General features: G+C 44.9%; 16 protein-coding genes. All 16 read left to right on the top strand.

Annotated features, from left to right (window positions below; all coding sequences use genetic code 11):
• Positions 1-325 precede the first annotated feature (325 nt).
• Positions 326-997 carry a hypothetical protein gene (locus AB4Z50_RS06270; protein ID WP_441876978.1) on the top strand — a complete coding sequence of 224 codons (672 nt, stop codon included), beginning with the start codon at positions 326-328 and terminating at the stop codon, positions 995-997.
• 352 nt (positions 998-1,349) lie between these two features.
• Positions 1,350-1,559, top strand: coding sequence for a hypothetical protein (locus AB4Z50_RS06265; protein WP_441876974.1), 210 nt, complete (start codon positions 1,350-1,352; stop codon positions 1,557-1,559).
• A 1,532-nt stretch (positions 1,560-3,091) separates the two neighbouring features.
• Positions 3,092-10,402 (top strand): endo-alpha-N-acetylgalactosaminidase family protein, encoded by a 7,311-nt coding sequence (locus AB4Z50_RS06260; protein WP_441876971.1) that lies wholly within the window; start codon positions 3,092-3,094, stop codon positions 10,400-10,402.
• A gap of 2,182 nt (positions 10,403-12,584) precedes the next feature.
• A complete protein-coding gene (locus AB4Z50_RS06255; RefSeq protein WP_441876968.1) occupies positions 12,585-13,790 on the top strand; it encodes a DUF4367 domain-containing protein in 1,206 nt (401 codons plus the stop codon).
• Between the two features lie 148 nt (positions 13,791-13,938).
• Positions 13,939-15,123: an alanine racemase gene (alr, locus tag AB4Z50_RS06250; RefSeq protein WP_441877571.1), complete on the top strand. Its 1,185-nt coding sequence runs from the start codon at positions 13,939-13,941 to the stop codon at positions 15,121-15,123.
• Positions 15,124-15,350: 227 nt separating this feature from the next.
• Positions 15,351-15,632, top strand: a complete 282-nt coding sequence (locus tag AB4Z50_RS06245; RefSeq protein WP_028609437.1) for a CopG family ribbon-helix-helix protein — start codon at positions 15,351-15,353, stop codon at positions 15,630-15,632.
• Positions 15,633-15,635: 3 nt separating this feature from the next.
• Complete coding sequence (locus AB4Z50_RS06240; RefSeq protein WP_028609438.1) at positions 15,636-15,986, top strand: type II toxin-antitoxin system PemK/MazF family toxin; 351 nt, start codon at positions 15,636-15,638, stop codon at positions 15,984-15,986.
• A 248-nt stretch (positions 15,987-16,234) separates the two neighbouring features.
• Positions 16,235-16,954, top strand: coding sequence for a flagellar biosynthesis protein FlgA (locus tag AB4Z50_RS06235; RefSeq protein WP_441876963.1), 720 nt, complete (start codon positions 16,235-16,237; stop codon positions 16,952-16,954).
• A 2-nt stretch (positions 16,955-16,956) separates the two neighbouring features.
• Entirely contained in the window at positions 16,957-17,805 is an 849-nt protein-coding gene (locus AB4Z50_RS06230) for a hypothetical protein (protein WP_441876960.1), read from the top strand.
• Between the two features lie 44 nt (positions 17,806-17,849).
• Entirely contained in the window at positions 17,850-19,175 is a 1,326-nt protein-coding gene (locus tag AB4Z50_RS06225; RefSeq protein ID WP_441876957.1) for an ATPase, T2SS/T4P/T4SS family, read from the top strand.
• A complete protein-coding gene (locus AB4Z50_RS06220; RefSeq protein ID WP_441876954.1) occupies positions 19,168-20,103 on the top strand; it encodes a type II secretion system F family protein in 936 nt (311 codons plus the stop codon). Before AB4Z50_RS06225 ends, AB4Z50_RS06220 begins: the two co-directional genes overlap by 8 nt.
• Positions 20,104-20,116: 13 nt before the next feature.
• Positions 20,117-21,007 (top strand): hypothetical protein, encoded by an 891-nt coding sequence (locus AB4Z50_RS06215; protein WP_441876951.1) that lies wholly within the window; start codon positions 20,117-20,119, stop codon positions 21,005-21,007.
• A gap of 35 nt (positions 21,008-21,042) precedes the next feature.
• On the top strand, positions 21,043-21,192 hold the full coding sequence (locus tag AB4Z50_RS06210) for a hypothetical protein (RefSeq protein ID WP_179089950.1): 150 nt from the start codon (positions 21,043-21,045) through the stop codon (positions 21,190-21,192).
• A 45-nt stretch (positions 21,193-21,237) separates the two neighbouring features.
• The gene (locus tag AB4Z50_RS06205; protein ID WP_441876948.1) at positions 21,238-21,384 is read left to right on the top strand and encodes a hypothetical protein; all 147 of its coding nucleotides are present in this window, start codon (positions 21,238-21,240) and stop codon (positions 21,382-21,384) included.
• Entirely contained in the window at positions 21,381-21,806 is a 426-nt protein-coding gene (locus tag AB4Z50_RS06200) for a hypothetical protein (protein ID WP_441876945.1), read from the top strand. The genes AB4Z50_RS06205 and AB4Z50_RS06200 overlap by 4 nt, the downstream gene beginning before the upstream one ends.
• Positions 21,807-21,827: 21 nt before the next feature.
• A complete protein-coding gene (locus AB4Z50_RS06195; protein ID WP_441876943.1) occupies positions 21,828-22,313 on the top strand; it encodes a hypothetical protein in 486 nt (161 codons plus the stop codon).
• Positions 22,314-22,315 lie beyond the last annotated feature (2 nt).

The raw sequence follows: 22,315 nt of genomic DNA, 5'->3' as shown, positions 1-22,315 counted from the left end.
AAGTTAGAGAGAGAGTGTGAAAAAAGGAAACAGCTTAAGATGTAGCATTAGCGTCATAGGCTGATGTCTTTTAAAAGTTGAATAAGATAGTTGTGACGTAGAACGTCATAGGCTGACATCTTTGAAAAGTTGGATAAGATAGTTGTGACGTAGAACGTCATAGGCTGACGTCTTATAAAAAGGTAAATAAAAAAAGTGTGACGTAGAACGTCATAGTATGACATCTTATAAAAAGTTGAATAAAAAAGTGTGACGTAGAACGTCCCTGGTTTTCCTCTGTACAAGAGGAGCCAAGGACGTTTTTTCATTTTGAGGAGGATGAGAGATGGAATTTGCTGAAGAACATGAGAAATGGTTGAAAAAACATTTGCGTGCAAGTAAGGGAGAGCACAAGAGCAGGCTTCAGCGTGGACATGGGCATGGTGAACGTTTGTTTTTGAAGCAAGTTTGGTGGCCGATGATGGGTAGTTTTGATCATTTACATCCGGAGTATGAAGTCGTGGATTGGCGTGGGAACCCTTTTTATATTGATTTAGTTTGGCAGCGGGGAGCGACGAGGTTCGCTTTCGAAATAAAGGGTTATGGACCTCATGTTCAGAATACCGATCGAATTCGATACCGACGGGAACTAAATCGGGAAACATTTCTGCAAGTGCTTGGATACCGCGTCGTGTCCATACCTTATGACGAGTTGGAGGAAAAGCCGCAACTTATTGTGTCTTTGCTGCAGTCGCTGCTGGCTCCTTATTTGGTGACTCACACGCAAGAGCAGAACATGACACGCTTTGAGCGGGAGTTATTGCATTATGCGTTTAGGTCAAACAAGAACATTCGCCCAGCTGATGTTATGAAGGAGTTTCATATTAATCGCCGCACAGCGGTCAAATATTTGAAAAGACTGTGTGACATTGGCAAGCTGCGTCCAGTTGTATCTGGAAAGGGCATTCGTATTATCAGCTATGAGTTAATACGCTCGGCTTTTAATCCTTTTTTGTAGGTAGCGGAAGTGGACGTGGAAGTAGGAGTAGGAGTAAGAGTATGAGTAAGAGTAGGAGTAGGAGAGGAATTAGAAGTGACGGCTGAAAATGTGTATGTGTGCATATGTGGAGCGTGTGATTTGTATGTATTTGGAGTGTGACTGGATTGCATGCGAATTGTATGTATGTGGAGTGTGTCTTAATTGCATACGATTTGTGTAGGTAGAGAGGGATTGAAATGGTGTATATGGATTGTGAATGTAGTGTGTGTGGGGCGTGAATTTGGATTGTGCACGTAATATGAGTGAAGTATGCATGTACTGCGCGTAAAGTTTTAATAAGTGCAAAAGTGCTCTATTTTCAATAAATAAGGTGGAATTTACGAAAATAGGTGCACAAGTGCATCTATTTGAGTGGATTGGAAAAGAAGTTGTCGGTATAGGTGTATTTTTGCTCTTAGATGAATCTGCTGGTATGAACCGCGTTGCTGGCTTAACTAATCAGCAAGTACTCTCGGCCTTTTTTGTTGAAGGTAGCCGTTGGACTTTGAGAGAATGTGCGTTTGGACGCGCAGCAGTGTGAATATGTAAAGTGTATTGTGTGTTGGGTTATACGTTTGTAGAGCGTGCAAGGCGTCCTATCGGATGATTGTTATGTGTACAAGATGTGCTATTGATCTGACAGTATGTGAATTGTGTTGGTAGTTGTACTTTGAGGGTATAAGTGGTTTGCGCATGTTGTGTGATTGTAGTGTGCGTGACCGGACGTGGAGTGAATATAAGAGCAGAAGTGCACTTGTTTCTATTAAATTTGGTGGAAACGGCTCAAATAGGTGTAGAAGTGCTTCTAGTTGAGCGGATTTGAAAGGTAGCTGGCGGAATAGGTGCATTTATGCACGTAGATGACCTTCCTGATGCTGACTGATGTACTCATTTGGCTAGCCTTCTTTGTATTATTCTTAGCTTATGCAAATAGTAGTAACTGGACGCGCAGCAGTGTGAATATGTGAAGTGTATTGGGAGTGGGATTATGCTTGTGTAGAGCGTGCAAGGAATCCAATGGGATGATTGTTAATTGTACATTGAGTGCTATTAAACTAACAGTATGTGATTTGTGTAGGTTATGCGCTTTGAGAGTATAAGTGGTTTACGCATGTTGTGTGATTGTAGTGTGCTTGACCGGACGTGGAATGTAAATAAGCGCAAAAGTGCACTAGTTTCTATCAAATTTGATGGAAATGATGCAAAGAGGTGCAAAAGTGCATCTAGTTGAGCGGATTTGAAAGGTAGCTGGCGGAGTAGGTGCATTTATGCACTTAGATGACGTTGCTGCTGCTAACTGGGGTTCTCACTTAGCTAGCCTTCTTTTTATTCTTCTTGGCTTTTGTAGATAGTAGTAACTGGACACGCAGCAGTGTGAATATGTGAAGTGTATTAGGTGTGGGGGTTATGCGTTTGTAGAGCGTGCAAGGAGTCCGATTTGTATGTTAAGTGTACAAGGAGTGCTATTGAACTAACAGTATGTCAATTGTGCAGGTAGTGTGCTTAGAGTGTGTAAGTGGTTTGCGCATGTTGTGTGATTGTAGTGTGCGTGACCGATCGTAAAGTGCAAATAAGCGCAGAAGTGCACTTATTATTATCAAATTTGATGGAAATAACACAAATAGGTGCACAAGTGCATCTAGTTGAGCGGATTTGAGAGGTAGCTGGCGGAATAGGTGCAGAAATACACCTAGATCAAGCAATTGAGGTTAACTATGTACCTAAATGAAGCTATTACTGTTAGCTCTGCACCTAATTTAAGTCATTACGGTTAGCTGTGCACCTAGATCAAGCAATTGAGGTTAACTATGCATCTAAATGAAGCTATTACGGTTAGCTGGCACCTAGATCAAGCTATTGAGGTTAACTATGTACCTAAATAAAGCCATTACGATTAACTTTGCACCTAGATGCAACTGAGCGGGTAACACCATAGCACCCGCCCCACCCCATACAGACTTTTTTCAAAAAAGATCAGACTTCTAACAAAAATGATCATTCTTAAGCGCTTTCATCTGTTCTATGCTAATAAAATCCAATTAGGATCAGATTACCATGGAGGATGGGTGAAAGATGATTAAGAGGAAAAAAAGCACGGTTTTCAAATTGTATGTTTGGATGATTTGTTTTGCTATTTTGAGTCAGCTGGCTGTATGGCCAAGTGCGGTATCCTTTGCAGAGGAAGTCGTTGAGGTAAAAACGATCGCGAGCATTCCCTCTATCGAGATGAACACAACAATAGGGAACTCGCCGATTCTTCCGCTGGAGGTACAAGCTGTATTTAGCGATGAATCCGTTGGACAAGTTCAGGTAAGCTGGGACGAAATTGATCCCTCGCAATATGCTGAGGCTGGAGCTTTTAAAGTAGAAGGCAGCGTTCAAGGCACTCCCCTCAAAGCTTCCGCAGAAGTTACAGTGAGGGAAAACGATTTTACAGTATTTCTGAATGAGATTACGAGCAATGTGCCAGATGGACAAAGTGTCGTTTCCTACAGCAACAATTATCAGTCCATGCAGCCCGAATTAATGACTTTTATGAAAGGAAACGGGACTACATCGGTTAACAATGGGCTGACGGTAGAAATGAATTCGTTAGAAAAAAATATCGCTATTGCTGCTTGGGATAAAGGACCATGGCTGTCCGCCGGCACAATCGATGCAACACTGCGTTACACCAGCGGGACGCAAGGTAATATCGGGTTTGTAATCGGTGCCTATAATTCTACCCAAGGATTGTCTATTCGTTATGATGCGGGTACGACTTGGGTCATTCAAAGCCCAGATGGTTCTGGCGCGTGGGAATCTTTTGAAGGACCCGAGTTGAAAATGGATACCGATTACCGGATCAAGATTGGTTATAACGGAAACAAGCTATTGGTTATCGTTGATGGCGTTACCTATTACAACAAGGAAACGAATTTATTGAATTTGAAGGCTGGAATAGGTCAGGTGGCCTTGTATAAACGTTTTGCGACGGGACAAGTCGTTTTGAAGGATATTAACATTCAAGGCGTTGGCCAAATCGAAAAACCGTCAGATATCATTAATTATGTACAAAATTATGAAGACCCGGCGTACACACCGCGTTGGTCCGGACTTAACGCTCAAGTGGTAACAGACATTACAGGCAACAAGGTATTATCGCTAAAAAAAGGAGCTAAAGAACGCGGAGCAGATTTGGATTCCCCGCAGCTACAATCGGGTACGCTTTCATTGGACTTTAAGCTAGTAAATCCTGTTAAGCTTTCTAGCGGCCAAGGTTTTGCATTTGGCTTCAGAATGAATGAGACGGCAAGCATCTTTAGCGAAATCGGAGTCGATCCAAATCGCTGGTTGCCTGAATCCAGCTCCGGTTGGGGCAGCAATTTAAATATTCCTTATCCGATTCAGGGGAAATGGAACAATCTATTGTTCAATTTTAATGGAAAAACAATTACGGTCTATATGAACAAAAAGCTAGTTGGCGATATTACATTTGCTGAATTTACCGATGCGGCTGGCTTGTTTGGACTTCGAATCAGAAGCACAGTAGAGCTGTATATCGACAACCTGCAGTATACGAATCAAATGATTACTCCAAAGGAATTGGTGCAATACAGCAACAACTTTCAGGATGGCATTACGGGAGGGTGGAGCAGCGGCTCTTCATCCATCATCAAAGAAGGCAGCAATCGCTTTTTGAAGTTGTCCGGTATCACGGGCACGGTATTGAATAACGATGCGCCACTCCTACAGAGCGCAACCTATATGCTGGATGTAAAACCTACGACTGATGCGATTGGTTTTGCTATAGGCAGCAGCTCTTTGGTGAAATTTGCGAATGACCACTGGATTTTGGAGAAGGATGGCAGCACTATTCCTTTTGTAGCAAGTGACGCTATTTCATCGAGTCCATTAGTTATGAGTTGGAATAAGGTCGGAATACAATATAGCGACTCTTCGGTCACACTAAGTATAAATGGAGCTAAGTTGACTGCGAATTTACCGTCCGGACAACAATTCGGAGAAGGTTCATTCGGAGTATACGGGCAAGGCGACTTGTATGTGGACAACATTTTGTTCACGGAGGAATTTATCCTAATGGATACTTCCCCTGTCGCAAGCAAGATGTATTATGAACAATATTATGAGACAGCTTCAAGCATGAACTGGACAGGACTCGGCGGCAGTCAAGCCGTCAATGGTTATTTGAAGGGCAGTATCGCTTCGGAATCGGTTGCAATAAATGAAGATATCGTACCTGTGAAAAACGGCGTATACCAGGTCAAGATGAAGACAAATGCTTCGTCCGCAGGAGTTAAAATCGGCAATGCAGCCATTTATTACGAAGGTCAAGGCAAATGGATGTATCAACCTAACGGTGGAGAAAAAATAGCTATCGGAGACAGCGTTGAAATTGTACCTGGCAAAGATTTTATTTTGCGGGTGCGGTTGATCGAAAATGAGTTGAATCTTTATGTGAACGGCATTTTGGCGGGCACTGTCCAAGCGAAAAACTTCACACCGGGAGCGTTTGGAATTTATAATTCCGGAAATGAAGTGATGCAAGTTGAGATGGATGCGATGACCGCAGAAGAAATCAGAATTTATGAGCCTGACTTCGCAACGCCTAACTGGAGCGCGATGGATTCAAGCAGTCCGGCCGTGCTGGAAAGCGGCGAAGGCAGCGTTAAATTAAGGCTGCCGGGCGTATCTCTCGTTACCGATAATAACAGTCCAGACGTTGTCGATCAGAAAGTAACCTTTGATTTCAAGACGAGTGTAGGCGCTGGGTCAGATGGAGGGCGCTATGGATTTATTTTGAGAGGATATGACGATAACCGCTACGTATCTATCGTTCATGACATCAATGGAACTTGGAAGCTTTCTGCAAACGGCAACGATTCCAACTTCCCTACTGCGTATTCCATGGCGGCTGATACTGTGTATAAAATCGAATTGAATCTGATCGGCAACACAGTTACTTTCGCTATTACTGATGCTGATGGCAACAGGACGGATATGGGCGCGGTTACGGATAATACGGTGACCTCAGGGGCTGGGAAATTTGGAGTGCGTTCCTGGTATAGCGCCAAAGAAATGACGATTGCCAATCTCAAAGTGGTTGAACAGGAATCCATGCCAAGGCTTCAGCTTGCGGCGGAGCTTGATTCGATCACCAAAGACGATTTGACTGTGACGCTGAATAAGGGTTTTCCGAGTATTTTTTCTTATCAGGTCGGCAATAAGACGATGAAAGCAGCAGACGAGCAAACCAATACAATACAAATTAACAATACGGAGTATACAGCTCAGACGGTTTCGGAAAAGGTTGGCGAAAGCAAATATGCCTATACGATGGCTTTTGACGAAATTGGCGTGGTGATTAAGGCTTTCATAGAAGCAAAAGAAAATAACGTTGTTCGATTCGAAGTGAGCGAAATTCGAGAAAAAAGTGATTTTGTTGTCAGATCTCTCGAATTGAACAGTTCACTCTTCTATGTAGATAGCTCAATGAAAGGCGCGACGTACGCTTGGAACAAGTCCGACGGCAAGTGGCACGGGATTACGGAAGAGCTGGTTGACGACATGTCCAAAATGAATCAAACCGGTTCATTCGGCGCAACGATGACGATGGTGAGCGCAGAAGGACTGGGCGCGTCTATGGAAAATAATGTGATGAGCGGCGGAAATAAGATACTCGTTAACGCCGAGAAAAAGTCCCTTGTAAACAAGCTTACCGTAAAACCAGGATCGTGGACTTATCGTCATACCCAGAGCAATGAAAAGGAAGCACTGCCGTGGTATAACGTTGTTCTTACCGAGGATCGCAATTCCGATGGGAAGGTAGACTGGCAGGATGCGGCTGTGGCTTATCGTAAAGAAATATATGTGCAGCCGTTCGGCGCCGAAGACATGAAAAACAATATGATGTACATTGCGTTCAACTTCGCTAGTCAGGCAAATGATCCGTTCCTGAACGCTTTGGACACCGGTAAAGTGCTGTACAATTATTCCGACGGCTTTGGACAAATGATTTTGGAAAAAGGTTATCAGGCGGAAGGGCATGACGATGATATTCCTTCTTACTCCAACATTGGGGTGAGACAGGGCGGATTAGCCGATTTTAACTACTTGATTGACGAAGGGGCCAAATATAACCTTCGCGTCGGCGTTCATTTAAACGCCACAGAATACCATCTTGATGCAAACGAGCTGAACTATTCCAATCTGACAGGCGCTACGCCAAACGGATATAAACAGGATCGGCTAGCAAAAGGTTGGGATTGGATCGATACGAGCTATTATGTAGATCAGACAAAGGATGTTTTGAGCGGTGATCTGAAGTCACGATTTACAAACTTGTACAATCTCACCAAAGATCCAGCAAACCCGAATGACCCAGCTTTGGATTTTTATTATATCGATGTATACACAGGCAACGATTACAACGCTTATAAATTGCTGCAGTATGCGAATGGCTTGGGGTTGAAAGTAGGAACCGAATTTGCGGGGCCGATTGAGCCAGGATCGGTATTTGTCCATTGGGGAACGGATTTGGGTTATCCGAACCAAGGGAACAAAAGCATTCTTTACCGATTGGTTAAAAATGACCTCGATATTTTCGTCGGCAACGCGCTGTTTAAAGGCCAGAAAATCCCGGTCGTAGCGACTTGGGGGGATTCGAAGCCAGATATTCAACAGGGTGTAACCGTGTTTTTCAATGAAGTGCTTCCGACAAAATTTATGCAGCATTATGGCGTCATGAAATATGAGACGGATCAAGTGACTTTTGAACAAAATGTTGTTTCCAAACGAAATAAAGCGAGCAACAAGATTGAGCTTTCCAAAGACGGGAAAGTCATCTCTTCTTGGAAAGATACCGGAACAACGACGGATACAGCCGAGCGTCATACGAGCGAAGCAGACTCCTTGATCCCGTGGCTGTGGGATGTGAAGACCAACCAGCCTCTAGGCATAAACGAAGGAGCTAAATTGTACCACTGGAATACGACCGGTAATACGACGACTTGGCAACTGACAAATGATTTTAAAGACGTTGCATCGTTTAACATGTATGAATTAACGCAGCAAGGCAAGGTGCTTGTAGATACGATTGCTGCGGTGGATGGATCGCTAACGATTGCGAAGGCAAGCAAAAATACGCCATATGTTCTATACCCTGCAACAGCAGATGCTTTAAACCTGATTCCTTCTGCGGGTGAATGGGGAGAAGGCAGCCTGATTAAGGATTTTGCTTTCAATTCAGAGAAATTTAATGTTGAAGGATCATGGTCTGTTAATGATACGGCCAATGCTTCCATTAAGGTCGTTCAAGGCGATGTTGGATACGACACGACAAAAGAAATGGTAAGGTCCAACTGGAACCGCTATGCGGAAATTGGAAGCCGTGCTGGTGAGTTGTCTCAGCAAATCACTGGATTGATTCCGGGAGGAGAGTATACGGTTGGTGTATGGACTCAAACCGTTAAAGGAAGAAAATCCTCTTTACAGGTAACCATGAACGGCAAAACGTACAGCAATTATGTAACAGGCTTGGACGGTTCACATCAAAGTTCATTTAAATATGTGGACACAACTTGGCAGAGAATGAATGTGAAATTTAAGGTGCCAGAAGGCACGACAACGGCAACAATCAAGTTAATCGCAGATGCTGGAGCTGGCACTGTGCTATTCGATGATGTCCGAATTTGGAAGCATCTGACGTCGGGAAGCGGTGCTGAACAAGCTGGTTATGTCGTGAAGGAAGATTTTGAGAATGTGTATGAGGGCTGGGGGCCTTTCGAGTATGGAGGCGGCAGTCGAATGATTCATATAGCATCGGATCAGAGCAACCCGCATGATAACAATCCGATTGTTCAGGCAGCTGACCAAAAAATCGGTCCTGTCATGACTTGGGTATTGAATGGTCAGAATTCATTAAAGCTGAATGAAACTGACATGGGCAGACTGATCAAATCAAATGAGTCCGACATTAAATTAAAAGCGAATAAGACGTATGAGCTTGGCTTTGTTTATACGATGGAAAATGGGGTTACCTACGAGGTCAGCGTGTTGTCTCGTTCGACCGGCACTGCGGTGTTGAAGGAAACGCTGCAAAACAAGCCTAATTCGGGGATTAAGGTAGAGGATGGCTACATCCGCTATAGCCAAACCTTCACCACTGGAGCCGAAGACGACTATCAGGTCGTGTTTAAAATGATTGCCAAAGGCGCAGGTATCGCGACTTCCGATTATGCTTTTATATTGGACGATTTCTACATCAAAAATACGGGCGTTGATTATGCCAAGGAGCTCCTGCTGCAAGCAATTAAAGATGCACAAGCGCTTAAAGAAGCAGAGTATACGTCTGTGACATGGGCGACTGTTGCCGCGACTCTGCAAAGCGCTATCGAAGTAAGCAGAAATGCTGAAGCAACAATAGAAATGATTGAATCGGCGAGGACAGCTTTGGAGAAGGCTGTGAGTGAGCTGGAGACTCATGTCATCACTATTGTAAGCTTGCAGGCAGTGTCAGTGACCTCTACGGTTGGAAAGGCGCCAGTGCTGCCTCAGACTGTGAGAGTTGTTTACAGTGACAAATCGGTTAAAGATCTTTTGGTCGTCTGGAATGCGATCAAAGCTTCCGATTATGCGCAAACTGGTACTTTTCAGGTAGAAGGCACGGTTGCGGGTACGACGCTTAAAGCGATCGCTACGGTGCAAGTGCAGGCGGACAATAGCGGACCGGGTATAGATCCAGGGACAGGGACGAATCCTGGAACAGGTACAAATCCGGGAGCGGGCACTGGTCCAGGCACAGGCACAGATCCGGGAGCGGGAACTAAAGTGACTTTCCAGGATACAGCCAGTCATTGGGCTAGAAAAGAGATTGAAGCTCTTGCAGCCAAAGGCATTCTAACAGGCGTATCAGAGAACAAGTTTAACCCTGATGCGTCCATTACTCGCGCTGAAATCGCGGCTATGTTCACTCGGGGATTCAATCTCCAAGCAAGCACTTCTCAATCGTTTGAAGATGTGCGTGGGGACAAGTGGTACAACAATGTGATATCGGCTGCATCGGAATCGGGATTGCTGCAAGGAACTGGAGGCAATCGATTTGAGCCCGACCGTTCCCTTACCCGTAAGGAAATGGCTGTCATTATCACGCGCGTGCTGCAAATGAAAGGTAAGCTGCCGACTCTTGCGACATCTGAAGAAGCCATTTTAGCGAGCTTTAAAGACGAAAATCAAGCAGCCGCTTGGTCCAGAAATGCGCTGGCTATTTGTATCCAAGCAGGCTTGTTGAAAGGCATGCCGGATCAAACGCTCAAAGCCAACAAAGAGCTGACTAGAGCGGAAGCGGCGATTGTACTTAGCAGACTGTTCGATTATTTGAAATAGATTTGAAGTTTTTAGAGGACTTGTGGATTTCTCTACATTACAGATTAGGCTGTCCTAGAAGTAGTATTTGAATTTGAAAAAATAGCGTTACAGGGAGTTATTCCTGTATCGCTATTTTTCTATTCTAATCCATGGCTGCTTATTTAAGCAGATGACGAGTAAACAAACGCCGCTCGACCCATTAGATGAGATTCTGGCAGCCGATAAGCAAGAGACGGAAATCAGGGAACCCAGGGATTCTGTAGCCCCTGTAGTAGCCCGTAAAAACCCTCAGAACACCCCGAAACCCCGAAACCCCGAAACCCCGAAACCCCGAAACCCCCCCGAGACCCCGAAACCCCGAACCCCCAAAAAAACCGGAACCTTCGGAACCCCTGGAATCCTTGGAACCCTTGGAACCCTTGGAACCCTTGGAACCCTTGGAACCCCTCTACTATACTTTAGCTGTCTAAATACGCTTTCGAAAAGCGTGTTGGAGTGCGAATGGACTGTATACGAATTGTGAAGGTGGTGTGATTAGAGTGTGCGTGAACCAATTGTGGAGTGTAAATAAGCGCAGAAGTGCACTTGTTTTTAATATATGAACTGGAAATGACGAGAATAGGTGCACAAGTGCATCTATTTGAGCAGTTTTGAAAAGTAGCTGGTGGAATAAGTGTATTTATGCGCTTAAATGCTGCTACTAATCGGAGTGTGCTCACTAAACTAACTAATTTTATATTCTTGGCATCTGTAAGGAGTGGCGACTGGATGAGTGGGGGGTGCATTTGTAAGTGTGTAAGGAGTGCGATTGGACTGTATGTGAATAGTGTAGGTAGAGTGTTGGTAGTGTGATTTGAGTGTGCGTGAACCGATCGTGGAGTATAAATAAGCGCAGAAGTGCACTTGTTTTTAATAAATGTGCTGGAAATGACGAGAATAGGTGCACAAGTACTCTATTTGAGCAGTTTTGAAAAGTAGTTGGTGGAATAAGTGTATTTATGCTCTTAGATGTCGAGATGCTGCTGCTAACAGGTGTATGCTCACTAAACTAGCCAGTTTTACATTCTTGAAATTTGTTGGGAATAACGGCTGGTTACGTGAGAGAACGTACATTTGTGAAGTGTGTAAGAAGTGCTATTGGGCTGTAAATGGATAGTGTAGGTAGAGTGTAGGTAGAGTGTTGGTAGTGTGATTAGAGTGTGAGTGAACCGATCGTGGAGTGTAAATAAGCGCAGAAGTGCACTTGTTTTTAATAAATGAGGTGGAAATTACACAAATAGGTGCACAAGTGCATCTATTTGTTCAGTTTTGAAAAGTAGTTGGTGTAATAAGTGTATTTATGCGCTTAGATACCGCGATGCTGTTGCTAATCGGAGTGTGATCACTAAACTAGTTAGTTTTAAATCCTTGGATCTTGTAGGGTGTGGCGACTGGATGTGTGGGCGTGCTTTTGTGAAGTGAGTAAGGAGTGCGATTGGATTGTATGTGAATTGTATAGGCAGAGTGTGTTGGTAGTGTGATTAGAGTGTGCGTGAACCGATCGTGGAGTGTAAATAAGAGCAGAAGTGCACTTGTTTTTAATAAATGAGATGGAAATGACGTAAATAGGTGCACAAGTGCATCTATTTGAGCATTTTTGAAAAGTGGTTGGCGGATTAGGTGTATTTATGCTTTTAGATTCGCGATGCTGCTGCTAACAGGTGTATGCTCACTAAACTAGCTAGTTTTATTCTTGAAATTTGTTGTGAATGGCAGCTGGAGCCGGTTACGTGAGAGAGCGTGCATTTGTGAAGTCTGTGAAGTGTGTAAGCAGTGCGGTTGGACGTATGTGAATTGTATAGGCAGAGTGTGTTGTTAGTGTAATTAGAGTGTGCGTGAACCGATCGTGGAGTGTAAATAAGCACAGAAGTGCACCTGTTTACAACAAATATGATGGAAATGAAGTATATAGGTGCACAAATGCATCTATTTGAGCAGTTTTGAAAAGTAGTTGGCGGACTAGGTGTATTTATGCGCTTAGATGCCCCGATGCTGCTGCTAATCGGAGTTTGCTAACTAAACTAGCGCGTCAAATTGAGCTGATATAGCCATATATTTTGATCCAAGCCCCTGCTTGTCAAACTAGTCCGCATAATTGGTCAAGTCCCCTCATAGACATGTTATCAGCCAGTAAAAAACAATGTGCAGAGGGGATGATTACATGCGTCGCATGACATGGACCGCGGCAATATTATTAATTTTTTCATTAGCATTAGCGGCTTGCGGAACGAAGGACGCCGAGTCCGTGGTTAAGGAGCTCGACAAGGTAGTAAACAGTATGGAGAGCTATCAAGGAAGCGGGACGATGACGCTGCGAACGGGACAGCAGCCACTCGAATACAAGGTGGAGGTTTCCTATCAAAAGCCGCAATTTTATCGGATCAAGCTGACAAATGAAGAGAAGGACATTACACAAATCGTGCTTCGCAATGACGACGGCGTATTCGTTCTCACACCGAAGCTGAATAAAGTATTCCGCTTCCAAAGCGATTGGCCGCAAAACCAAGGGCAAGTATATTTATATCAAACGCTCATTCAAAGCATCCTAGTTGATAACTCGCGGCAATTTGTAATCGATCAAGATGCTTACGTGTTTGATGTCATGGCTAACTACAACAATGGTTCATTGTCTCGTCAAAAAATTTGGCTTAATAAAGCAGACTACAAGCCGGTTCAGGTTGAGGTCAGCGATACGAATGCAACGGTAATGGTCGAAGTGAAATTTGACAAATTTGATTTTGGTCCAAAATTTGATAAAGCTGTATTTGAGACAGAAGCAAACATGAATGCTGCTCCTACTAATCAAGAGACGGAAGAGCCAACGATGACTACGCCGGAGCAACCCAGCAACAAGGGAACAAATACGAATACTGAAGTAGAAGCAGGAACCCCAGGCAATAAAGTGGACAAAGACGGGAATAAGCCAGGAACTGACAGTGCAGTAGACGGTAATAATCAAACGAATAATAGCGGCAATGCTGCGGAAAATGAAGGCGATGGAGCTGCAACGGGTACTACTCCTGAAGCCACTAATTTCACAGCAATGGAACCTTCGTACATTCCAGATGGTGTGGGCGAGCCGGAATTAGTTGATATTAAATTTGGCGGTAATCCTGGTCTGATGCTTCGTTACACTGGCGATTATAGCTACACGTTGATTCAGACGGAGCCAAAAGATCAAGCAGCCTCCTTAGTAGATGGGGTGATGGTCGATCTAGGCTTTACGTGGGGTCAGCTCAGCGGTGATGAACAACAGACGCTCACCTGGACTTACGAGGGTCATCAGTTCCGGCTGACCAGTGCAAATCTGCCTGAGTCCGAAATGCTTAAGGTCGCACAGTCGGTACAGGGAGAAATCGGGAAATAAAGCGGGGAAAAGAGCGAATTTCCAAGACGTACTAGCCAATTCCGAGGTTCGTTTCATTGACAGTCTTAGCAGCAAGGTTTAACATTATTGCTATTGATGTTTGCTGCTCGGACTGTTGTGGCTGAAAGATGAGGAGAAGGTGAAAGACTTGGATTCGTTTTATCGCCCGACTAGGGTTGAATTATCACTTGATGCATTACGACATAATTTACAAGCTTTTCGCAATGCCATGCCACAGGACTGCAAGCTAATGGCCTCCGTTAAGGCTAACGCTTACGGACATGGCGCGGTAGAAATAGCAAGGGAAGCAGAACGCTTTGGCGTGGACTATTTAGGAGTCGCTTTTCTTGATGAAGCATTGCAATTGCGCAAGGCAGGCATCCTAACCCCGATTCTTGTACTTGGATTCGTGGCTGCGGATGCCTTGTCTGTCGCTAGAAGCAATGATATTACAATAAGCCTGTTCAGGGATGACATTATGGAAGCAGCTGCAAAGCTGCCGCCTGACATAAGTGGACGAAAGCTTAAAGTTCACATCAAGATCGATTCCGGAATGGGACGGCTCGGCATAATCGGGAAAGACGCTGCGATTTCTTTTATTGAAAAGGCGTTGCAGATACCACAAGTTGAAGTTGAAGGATTGTTTACGCATTATGCGCGTGCGGATGAAGCGGATAAGAGCTATACGATCATGCAGTACGAGCGATTTCGAGAAGTGGCAGATTATGTCCGGCAGAATGGATTGCCTATACCGATTATTCATGCGGCAAACAGCGCTGCAGGCATTGACACTCCGCAATTTGCGGACGGTATGCTGCGATTAGGAATTAGTATGTTTGGTCTTTATCCTTCTGAAGAAGTTAATCAGCAGCGAGTGGAGCTGAAGCCGGTCTTGACGCTGAAAACAGAAGTGGTTATGGTCAAAAAAGTACCTGCCGGCTGGGGAATCAGCTATGGCACTCGTTATTTTTCAAAAAGCGAAGAAATCATCGGAACACTTCCGATTGGATATGCAGACGGCTTTAGTCGCATGCTAACGGGTAAAGCCCACGGACTTGTACGAGGTGTAAAAGTACCAATCCGAGGTACGATATGTATGGATCAATGTATGATAGCGCTTGATGCAGCTTCTGATGCGGGAGCGTTGCCAATTGAGTCAGGTGAAGAGGTTGTGCTCATTGGACGCCAGGGCAATGAGGCTATTACAGTGGAGGAAGTAGCTGAGCAGCTAGGAACGTTAAATTATGAATTAATCTGCATGCTTGCTACACGAGTACCTCGCGTATATGTCAGAGGTAACCAAATAATAGCTGTGCAAAACCCCCTAACTTAGACATCATTCGAATTGGTAATTGTTTCATCTTACAATTTTTCGTAAATGAAGAGGATTTTCGCCAAATATCTCGAATGTAGTAAGGCAGATCATCTATAATGGCTATACATGAAAACATACAGCATATTTGATATACGGCTATCATAGATATGTTGAAGTATAGCGACGGCAATATATTGTCATAATGTGTATTAAGGTTATGGAAAAGTTTTGGGGGTGCGAGTTCGGTGGCCAATGTACAAAATACCAAAAGAATCATGATTAGCCTGCCAGATCACTTGCTGGAGGAGGTTGACGGGATTGTAGCCAAGGAAAACTCCAACCGCAGCGAATTTATTCGGCAAGCCATGAAGCTGTATTTGGTGGAGCGCAAAAAACGTCAAATTCGAGAATCCATGCAGCGCGGGTATATGGAAATGGCGAAAATAAACCTGAACATGGCCTCGGAAGCTTTTCAAGCGGAGGAAGAAGCAGATCATACGTTAGGCCGTCTCGTTAGCGGGGTGTAGAGGTTGATTGTAAAACGTGGAGATGTCTTTTTTGCGGATTTATCGCCTGTCGTCGGATCGGAACAGGGTGGTGTTCGCCCCGTCTTGGTCATTCAAAATGATATTGGAAACCGTTTTAGTCCAACGGTAATTGTGGCTGCAATCACAGCTCAAATTCAAAAGGCAAAGCTGCCTACCCATGTTGAAATGGATGCCGCCGCCCATGGGTTTGATCGTGATTCTGTCGTATTGCTTGAACAAATTCGGACGATCGACAAGCAAAGATTAACGGATAAGATTACGCATTTGGATGACGAAACGATGCGTAAAGTTGATGATGCTTTGTTAATCAGCGTTGGATTAATTGATTTTTAATGAGTGAGAGGGCTATTTGGCATAGGAAGGGGATTTCCCTTCTGCTGAATGGCTTTTTTTTGTCGACTTTTACTGAATGTTGTTGAACTTGGAAAAATAATGATAGACAAATGAAAGTTCAATTTGCTATTATGAACTCAATTACTTATTGCAAACCTATATATGAGCTTTATTATGCGAAGAACGCACGTAGTACGCCTTAGTTGGCTGCTGCTGCGTTCTTTTTTTGTGCTCAGAGAGGAATGGGGATGAAAAAGAGACGAAATGCAATCATTAGTTTAACAGCTGCGGTGTTGTCGGCAAGCCTCGTGTATGGCATGTATGAGCTGCAAAGAATTCAAATCCAGGGGGAGGAGACGGTAGCTGTTCTCGTACCCAAACGATTTATTGGGGCTGGCGAGCGGCTTAAGGAAAGTGATTTAGAGTACAAATTGGTTCCGCAATCTGCTTATGTCTCCGACATGGTATTGAAGCTGGAGCAGGCTGCTGGGAAGGAAACGATGATCCCCCTTGGCAAAGGGGAGCCGCTCTTGATCTGGAAGGTCGACGATTATTATTTGCAGCCTAGAAGAAGCGAGTCGACATTTCAAATTCCGAAGGAGTATATACGCTCGATTTCGAATGGGATCAGAGCAGGTGATAAGGTGCTTCTATACGCTTCAGGTGATGCGTCTCCCTCGATGAGGATTTTCTCTGAGGCAGTTACTGTAGCCTCGGTCAAGACATCTGGCAACGTCGAAATAGATAATATTGAGAACCCGAATTTATTTTCGCTGGCTGAGGGAAATAAAGAGCAAATGTATGCGTCTAGGCGGGAAGCTAACGGAATGATTGATTATTTGAATTTAAATTTGTCGGAGGAACAGTGGCTTAAGCTCGACAGCTTATGCAAGGGAGGCTCTTTGAAGCTAGTTGTCGCTTATAGTCCGACATCGCTTGATTTGGTTGCTGGAGAGGAGGCTGAGTAATTGTGAATGGAACGCCAGCGCCTCTTGCAGTATTTATTGGCACGACTCCCAATATCGGAACGACAACCGCGGCGTTTGCAACCGCATATCGTATGGCGGAAGCATGCGGCAAGCCAATCGGCTACTTATGCCTTAATCTCAAAAGCGCGAAGATTCATCGGTATATCGGTGTAGACGAGCCACTTGTAACGCTGGATAAGCTTCGTCCAGAGCTTCGTTCCTATACGTTGACGCCGGAGAAGCTTCGCAGGGCTGTATATCCTGTGCCAGGTCAGCCGAATTTGCAGGTGCTGTTCGGTAATCTCATGAGAGATCAAGCTGAATATTTCACCCCAGAAGAAGCGGAGCATTTGCTTTCGATTGCGGAACAAACTTTTGCATTTGTCATTTTGGATGTGGGTGCCTATTGGGACAACGCAGCGACTATTTGCTCTATCCGTAGAGCGGGCTCGCGCATACTCGTTACAACTCCTGCATTATCGCATTTTCAAGAGGATGGAAGACGCTGGATAGGTCAAGTATCGCCCTTATTTGAAGTCACGCCTGAACAATACGATTCGGTCATTATCAACGGTCCATGGAGAAACGGAGGTTATCAGATGAAGCATATTTGCAAAGAGCTGGGAACAAAGGCACTTGGCCAGCTTCAATTAAGCGAGCCAGTTTTTAGTCAGTTGGATAGTGGAACGTATGCACAGTGGCTGAAGGTTGATACGGAGGGCAAGCAGGTTATGCAGGAGCCCGCCAAAGCGATGATGAAGAGGCATAATATACGCAGTATGAGCACTTCTGTTGCAGTACAGCCTTGGTATCGCAAACTGTTAGCGCATCGCAATGGTACGAGTTCGTGACAGCGGGGCAAAATCGATTTTCGCCTTCCCAATTCGCAGCTCAAATGCAATCGGAGAAAGAAAAACGTGAGCATGATGCAGTTGGTTTCTATTTGCCATCGGACGCACAAGAGGAAATGGGCAAGCTTGCCGATGATATTCGAACTTATTTAAGCGCCCCGCACGGGCTTGGCGAGGAAGAGCGCAGGCAATACAGCGAGACCTTGAATCGTGCAGTGCTTGGCTATACGCAGGAGCGTGAGCAAATTCTTGCGGTTATCACGGATCGATTAATTAGGCTTCGAATACATGGAGCCGCTAATATACAGCATTCGTTTCAATCGCTCGCAGAGGCGTTATTTGCGGAAGTGATAGGATTGAATGTTTTGGAGCTGGTGCTTGCTGACAAGGAAGGCTTGGAGGAAATACAAGTCGTTGGCGAGAGGGTTTTTACGGTAAAGAATGGGGTTACAAATGCTTCAGGCTACCGCTTTAACGACATTCGAGAGGTGGAGCGCATCCAGCAAAATTTAGTGCTCTACAATAATGACCGCATCAATCCGCGTAAACGGTGGGCAGAGGTGATGCTGCGAGATGGATCGCGTGTTACGATGACAGGTTTTGGCTTCACGGCAAACCCGACCTTAACGATTCGATTCTACACGGTACGAAGCTTCAGCCTTGAGACATTAAGTAAACAGGAATACCAGACGATTAATGCGCGAGTAGAGAGCTTGCTTAAAGCCATCTTAGCTGCACGATTCAATATGGTCATTATTGGACCAACGAACTCAGGAAAAACCAATTTAATGAAAGCTTTAATTGCTGAGCTGCCTGATGAAGAACGAATCATTACGATTGAGAGTCGATTTGAGATGATGCTGGGGCGTGATTTTCCAAATAAAAACGTTGTGGAATATATGACCGATGAAGAGGATTCCTATCATCGCTCGGATCAAGCTTTTAAGCTCGCGCTCAGGCAGTCGCCGCAGCGCATCATCCATGCCGAAATTCGCGACATGGATGCGAATATTTATGTCCGTGCCTGCACGCGTGGACATACCGGAAGCATGACGACCGTTCATGCGAACAGGCTGGAGGATGTGCCAGAGGCGATAACCGATATGTGTATGCTCGATGGAAGAGGCATGAACGCTGAACGGCTCGCAAAACGAATTACACAGTATGTAACCGAAATCGGCATTGAAATGAGTTACTTGGGTGGACGGCGAGTCGTTAGTCGGATAGGGGAGCTGTGCTGGGAGAATGGGCAGACAATCGTTAGAGACTGGGTAAGATTTGATGAGTCGCGAAATGATTGGCAGTTTCCAATGGAGCCAACTGTGAGGTCGGCTAGCAGGCTAATCACAGGGGGACTCAACGATGAATAAACTTTCCACAGCAGCAACGGCATCCTTATTATTTTGCTTAATGTTTATCGCGTTGTATCACCTGTTCAAGCTGTGGTCGACTGAGCAGCAGCTCAGAAGCAAGCTCGCTTACCGGGCAAATAACGGTTGGCGCAAGAAGCTGGCTGAAGGGTTCAGACGATATAGCTGGCTGCATGATCATTTGAATGAACTGCTCGAGACGCTCCGATTGAAAATAACGCCTGCTTCCTTTGCTTGTGTATCAGGATTGCTGTTGCTTGCGGGGATTGCTTCTGGTGGCATATTTTTTCAAAGCGTCAAAGGAACCTTGTTGTTCGGCGCGTTGCTAGGGTTTTTCCCTTATACAATATTACGAGCACTGCTGGTACACCGCAGAATGCAGACGCAAATGGATTTTTTACCTGCGGTGGAGCTATTTTATCAATGTTATCTCGTAACAGGTGAGCGGCATGTCAGGGTTGCGCTGCAGCGCACGGTGGAGGAGAGAAGGCTGCTCGGACCGATGCAGCTTGTTTTTGAACAGCTGTATCGTAATTTATCGGTTCGAGGCGATGATGAAGCAAGCCTGAGGCTGCTCTCCGTTTCACTCGGCCATTTGTGGGCGGATTATTTCGTTCATATTTTGCGGGTGGCGCTTGTTGAGGGAGCTCCTATAACAGATAGCTTAAAAGAGCTTCTAACCGATATGCGCAAGGCAAGAAGAGCGGGAGAGCAGGAAAGAAACCGATTGCTAGAGATACGTGTAGCTAACTTCACGCCTATATTGTTCCTTGCTTTATTTGTAGGCATTAATCTCAGATACAACAAAGATAACTCTTATTATTACTACATCGTTGACCCGATGGGAAGAGATATGCTGCTAAATGCAATGGTGCTCATCTTTGCATCGTTCCTAATGGGTTTGTGGCTTTCACGCAAAAAGATGTGAAAGGAGGCAGTAAATGCCTGAATGGACAGGAGTATCAATACGGTTAGCGCTGTTAATAAGTCAGTGCATAGGCGGCGCGGCTGCGATTTATATGCTTTTGCAGTTGTGGCCGGAGCGGCCATCGAGATGGAAGCACCTCGCTGTATTCGGGTGGCGAACGAGGCAAGCACCGGATAAGTGGCTGCGGTTTTTGCTTATTTCAAGGCAGCATCCTTCTTTTATAGAGCGGGAGCTGCTGCTCGCAGGCTGTGGTGTAACCATCGATACAGCTTGGTATGTTTTTGCAAGGCGATCGTTATTAATTGGTGTAAGCGGGATAATTATTTTGGCTGCTGCATGGTATGAGCGTATAAACGCCTATATCCCCATGTCGTATGCGGGTCCAGGCTTACTCATTGTGATGCTTGTTTTGTATGTCGACCTAATATGGCTGCGTTCTATTCGCAAGGTGCGCACCCTGCAAATTACGAAAGAAATTTTCATTATTAGCAGGCAGCTTCTTTATTTATCCGATTCCTCCCTGCATGTTCATGCGAAGCTTCTAAGATGTGTACCCTTTACGAGAGCGATGCGCTATGATCTTGAACGGCTTCTGGCTGAATGGTATCACGATGCGGGCGGCGCACTTCAACGGTTTAAGCAAAGGCTCGGAACGGAGGAGGCTTTGAGCTTTGTAGAAACGATTGATGCGCTTCGACTCCATGAGAGTCCGCAATATTACGAATTGCTGCGTGTACGTATAGAGGATTATAAAGAGAAGCTGGAGCTGGCTAAAGAAAGTCGTAAGGAATCAACCTCTTATTTTTTGTTTGTTATCGCGGGAATCCCCATCTTGTATACCTTTCAAGTGTTTATATATCCATGGGTGAGAGAAGGACAGAAGCTGTTTGAATCGCTAGGCTAATCATTAATCGGTTATTTTGGAAAGGAGGTGGTAGCATGCGTAATATTTTGATGACAGTCATGATGCTTGTTGTTGTTATCGTTTTGTTTAACTCAATCATCGCTGAGGACAAGACTGGAACTAGCAGTCAGATCGAATCGCAAGGAACAGCAGCCAATACAAAAATTGGCGCTCTGCTTCCTTAAGCTCAGCTGCATAAAATTATAAAGTAGAGCGGAGGTGTTCCATTATTGCGCTCAATACTTGTATCGATGCTGCTGCTTATTGCCGTAATTATTTGCTATCAAGCAGTTGCTGATGGTGATAAGGGAATGAAGAAGCAAATCGATGGGGCAGGCAGCTCGATAARCAGCCATATTAGGGAAATGAGTCCATGAAGCAAATATTGATTTTCGTTTTGTTTGCAGGGCTTTTATGCTGGCTTATGTTTTCGCCCATTTATAAGCATGTTCTCATTGTTAGACAAGCTGTTTTGCAGCAGGAGGTCGATTATTTACTGGAAATAGGCGCTAGTGGAACCTACGGCTACATTAGCGAGGAAATGCAAGAGCAATCTAGGCAGCGTATGGCTCGCTATGGCATGCAGGCTGACCAGATCGAATATAAACTAGCTACAACGAGTGGTGTCACAGCTTCAAACCCTAGCGCCCCTGTTGTAAGAGGGACCGGCATTTCGTTGACACTTAGCTACCCGTATGAGGATTTATTTGAAATAGATCGATTAATTGGTCTGGCACCTCCGCTGCCGAGCGAGCGAATGCGGGCTTTTGGAATGAAAATGAGTGAATATTTGCCATAACGGAAAGAGGTGAATGAATCGATGTACAAGCTATTGCTTATCGTGTTGATGATGACGGTCTGGATATCGATTCATTTGCTTCAGGTTGAAGAGGAGCTTGCGATGCGCACCTTGTTCCAAAGCAAGCGAGCGATTAATCGAGCTGCGCATGCAGCTGCACAACAGCTTGATCCAGCGGCGCTTGGCAATGGCGTGCTTCGATTATCTCCAGGTGAAGCGGCAGCGGCAGCGACTTTATATTTGCGAGAAAATTTAAGGCTGGATGAACAAGGCGTGCCGCTGCCGGAATCATTTTTGAAAAAGCGAGTTGAGGTACTCGTATTTGAGATCGTAAATGATGAAAAAACTTTTCCATACCTTTATCGAAATGAGACCTTTGATTATGAGGTGACGCTTAATCGGCCGGGAGTTGTGTTGATTGTACATATCGTGTATCCGCGAGCGTTTCAAGTGATGGATCCTATTGAATGGGATATTAAGGGGGCAGCAGAGCTGGTAGCAGGTTGACG

Source organism: Paenibacillus sp. 2TAB26, from assembly GCF_052115145.1.
Classification (GTDB): Bacteria; Bacillota; Bacilli; order Paenibacillales; family Paenibacillaceae; genus Pristimantibacillus.
The sequence above is the reverse complement of the archived record's forward strand: the minus strand, read 5'-3'. Positions and strand labels throughout refer to the sequence as shown.

Coding starts and splice junctions, on each gene's coding strand:
- AB4Z50_RS06270 (WP_441876978.1), top strand. CDS start 326: ATGGAATTTGCTGAAGAACATGAGAAATGGTTGAAAAAACATTTGCGT.
- AB4Z50_RS06260 (WP_441876971.1), top strand. CDS start 3,092: ATGATTAAGAGGAAAAAAAGCACGGTTTTCAAATTGTATGTTTGGATG.
- AB4Z50_RS06255 (WP_441876968.1), top strand. CDS start 12,585: ATGCGTCGCATGACATGGACCGCGGCAATATTATTAATTTTTTCATTA.
- AB4Z50_RS06235 (WP_441876963.1), top strand. CDS start 16,235: ATGAAAAAGAGACGAAATGCAATCATTAGTTTAACAGCTGCGGTGTTG.
- AB4Z50_RS06225 (WP_441876957.1), top strand. CDS start 17,850: ATGCAATCGGAGAAAGAAAAACGTGAGCATGATGCAGTTGGTTTCTAT.
- AB4Z50_RS06220 (WP_441876954.1), top strand. CDS start 19,168: ATGAATAAACTTTCCACAGCAGCAACGGCATCCTTATTATTTTGCTTA.
- AB4Z50_RS06215 (WP_441876951.1), top strand. CDS start 20,117: ATGCCTGAATGGACAGGAGTATCAATACGGTTAGCGCTGTTAATAAGT.
- AB4Z50_RS06210 (WP_179089950.1), top strand. CDS start 21,043: ATGCGTAATATTTTGATGACAGTCATGATGCTTGTTGTTGTTATCGTT.
- AB4Z50_RS06200 (WP_441876945.1), top strand. CDS start 21,381: ATGAAGCAAATATTGATTTTCGTTTTGTTTGCAGGGCTTTTATGCTGG.
- AB4Z50_RS06195 (WP_441876943.1), top strand. CDS start 21,828: ATGTACAAGCTATTGCTTATCGTGTTGATGATGACGGTCTGGATATCG.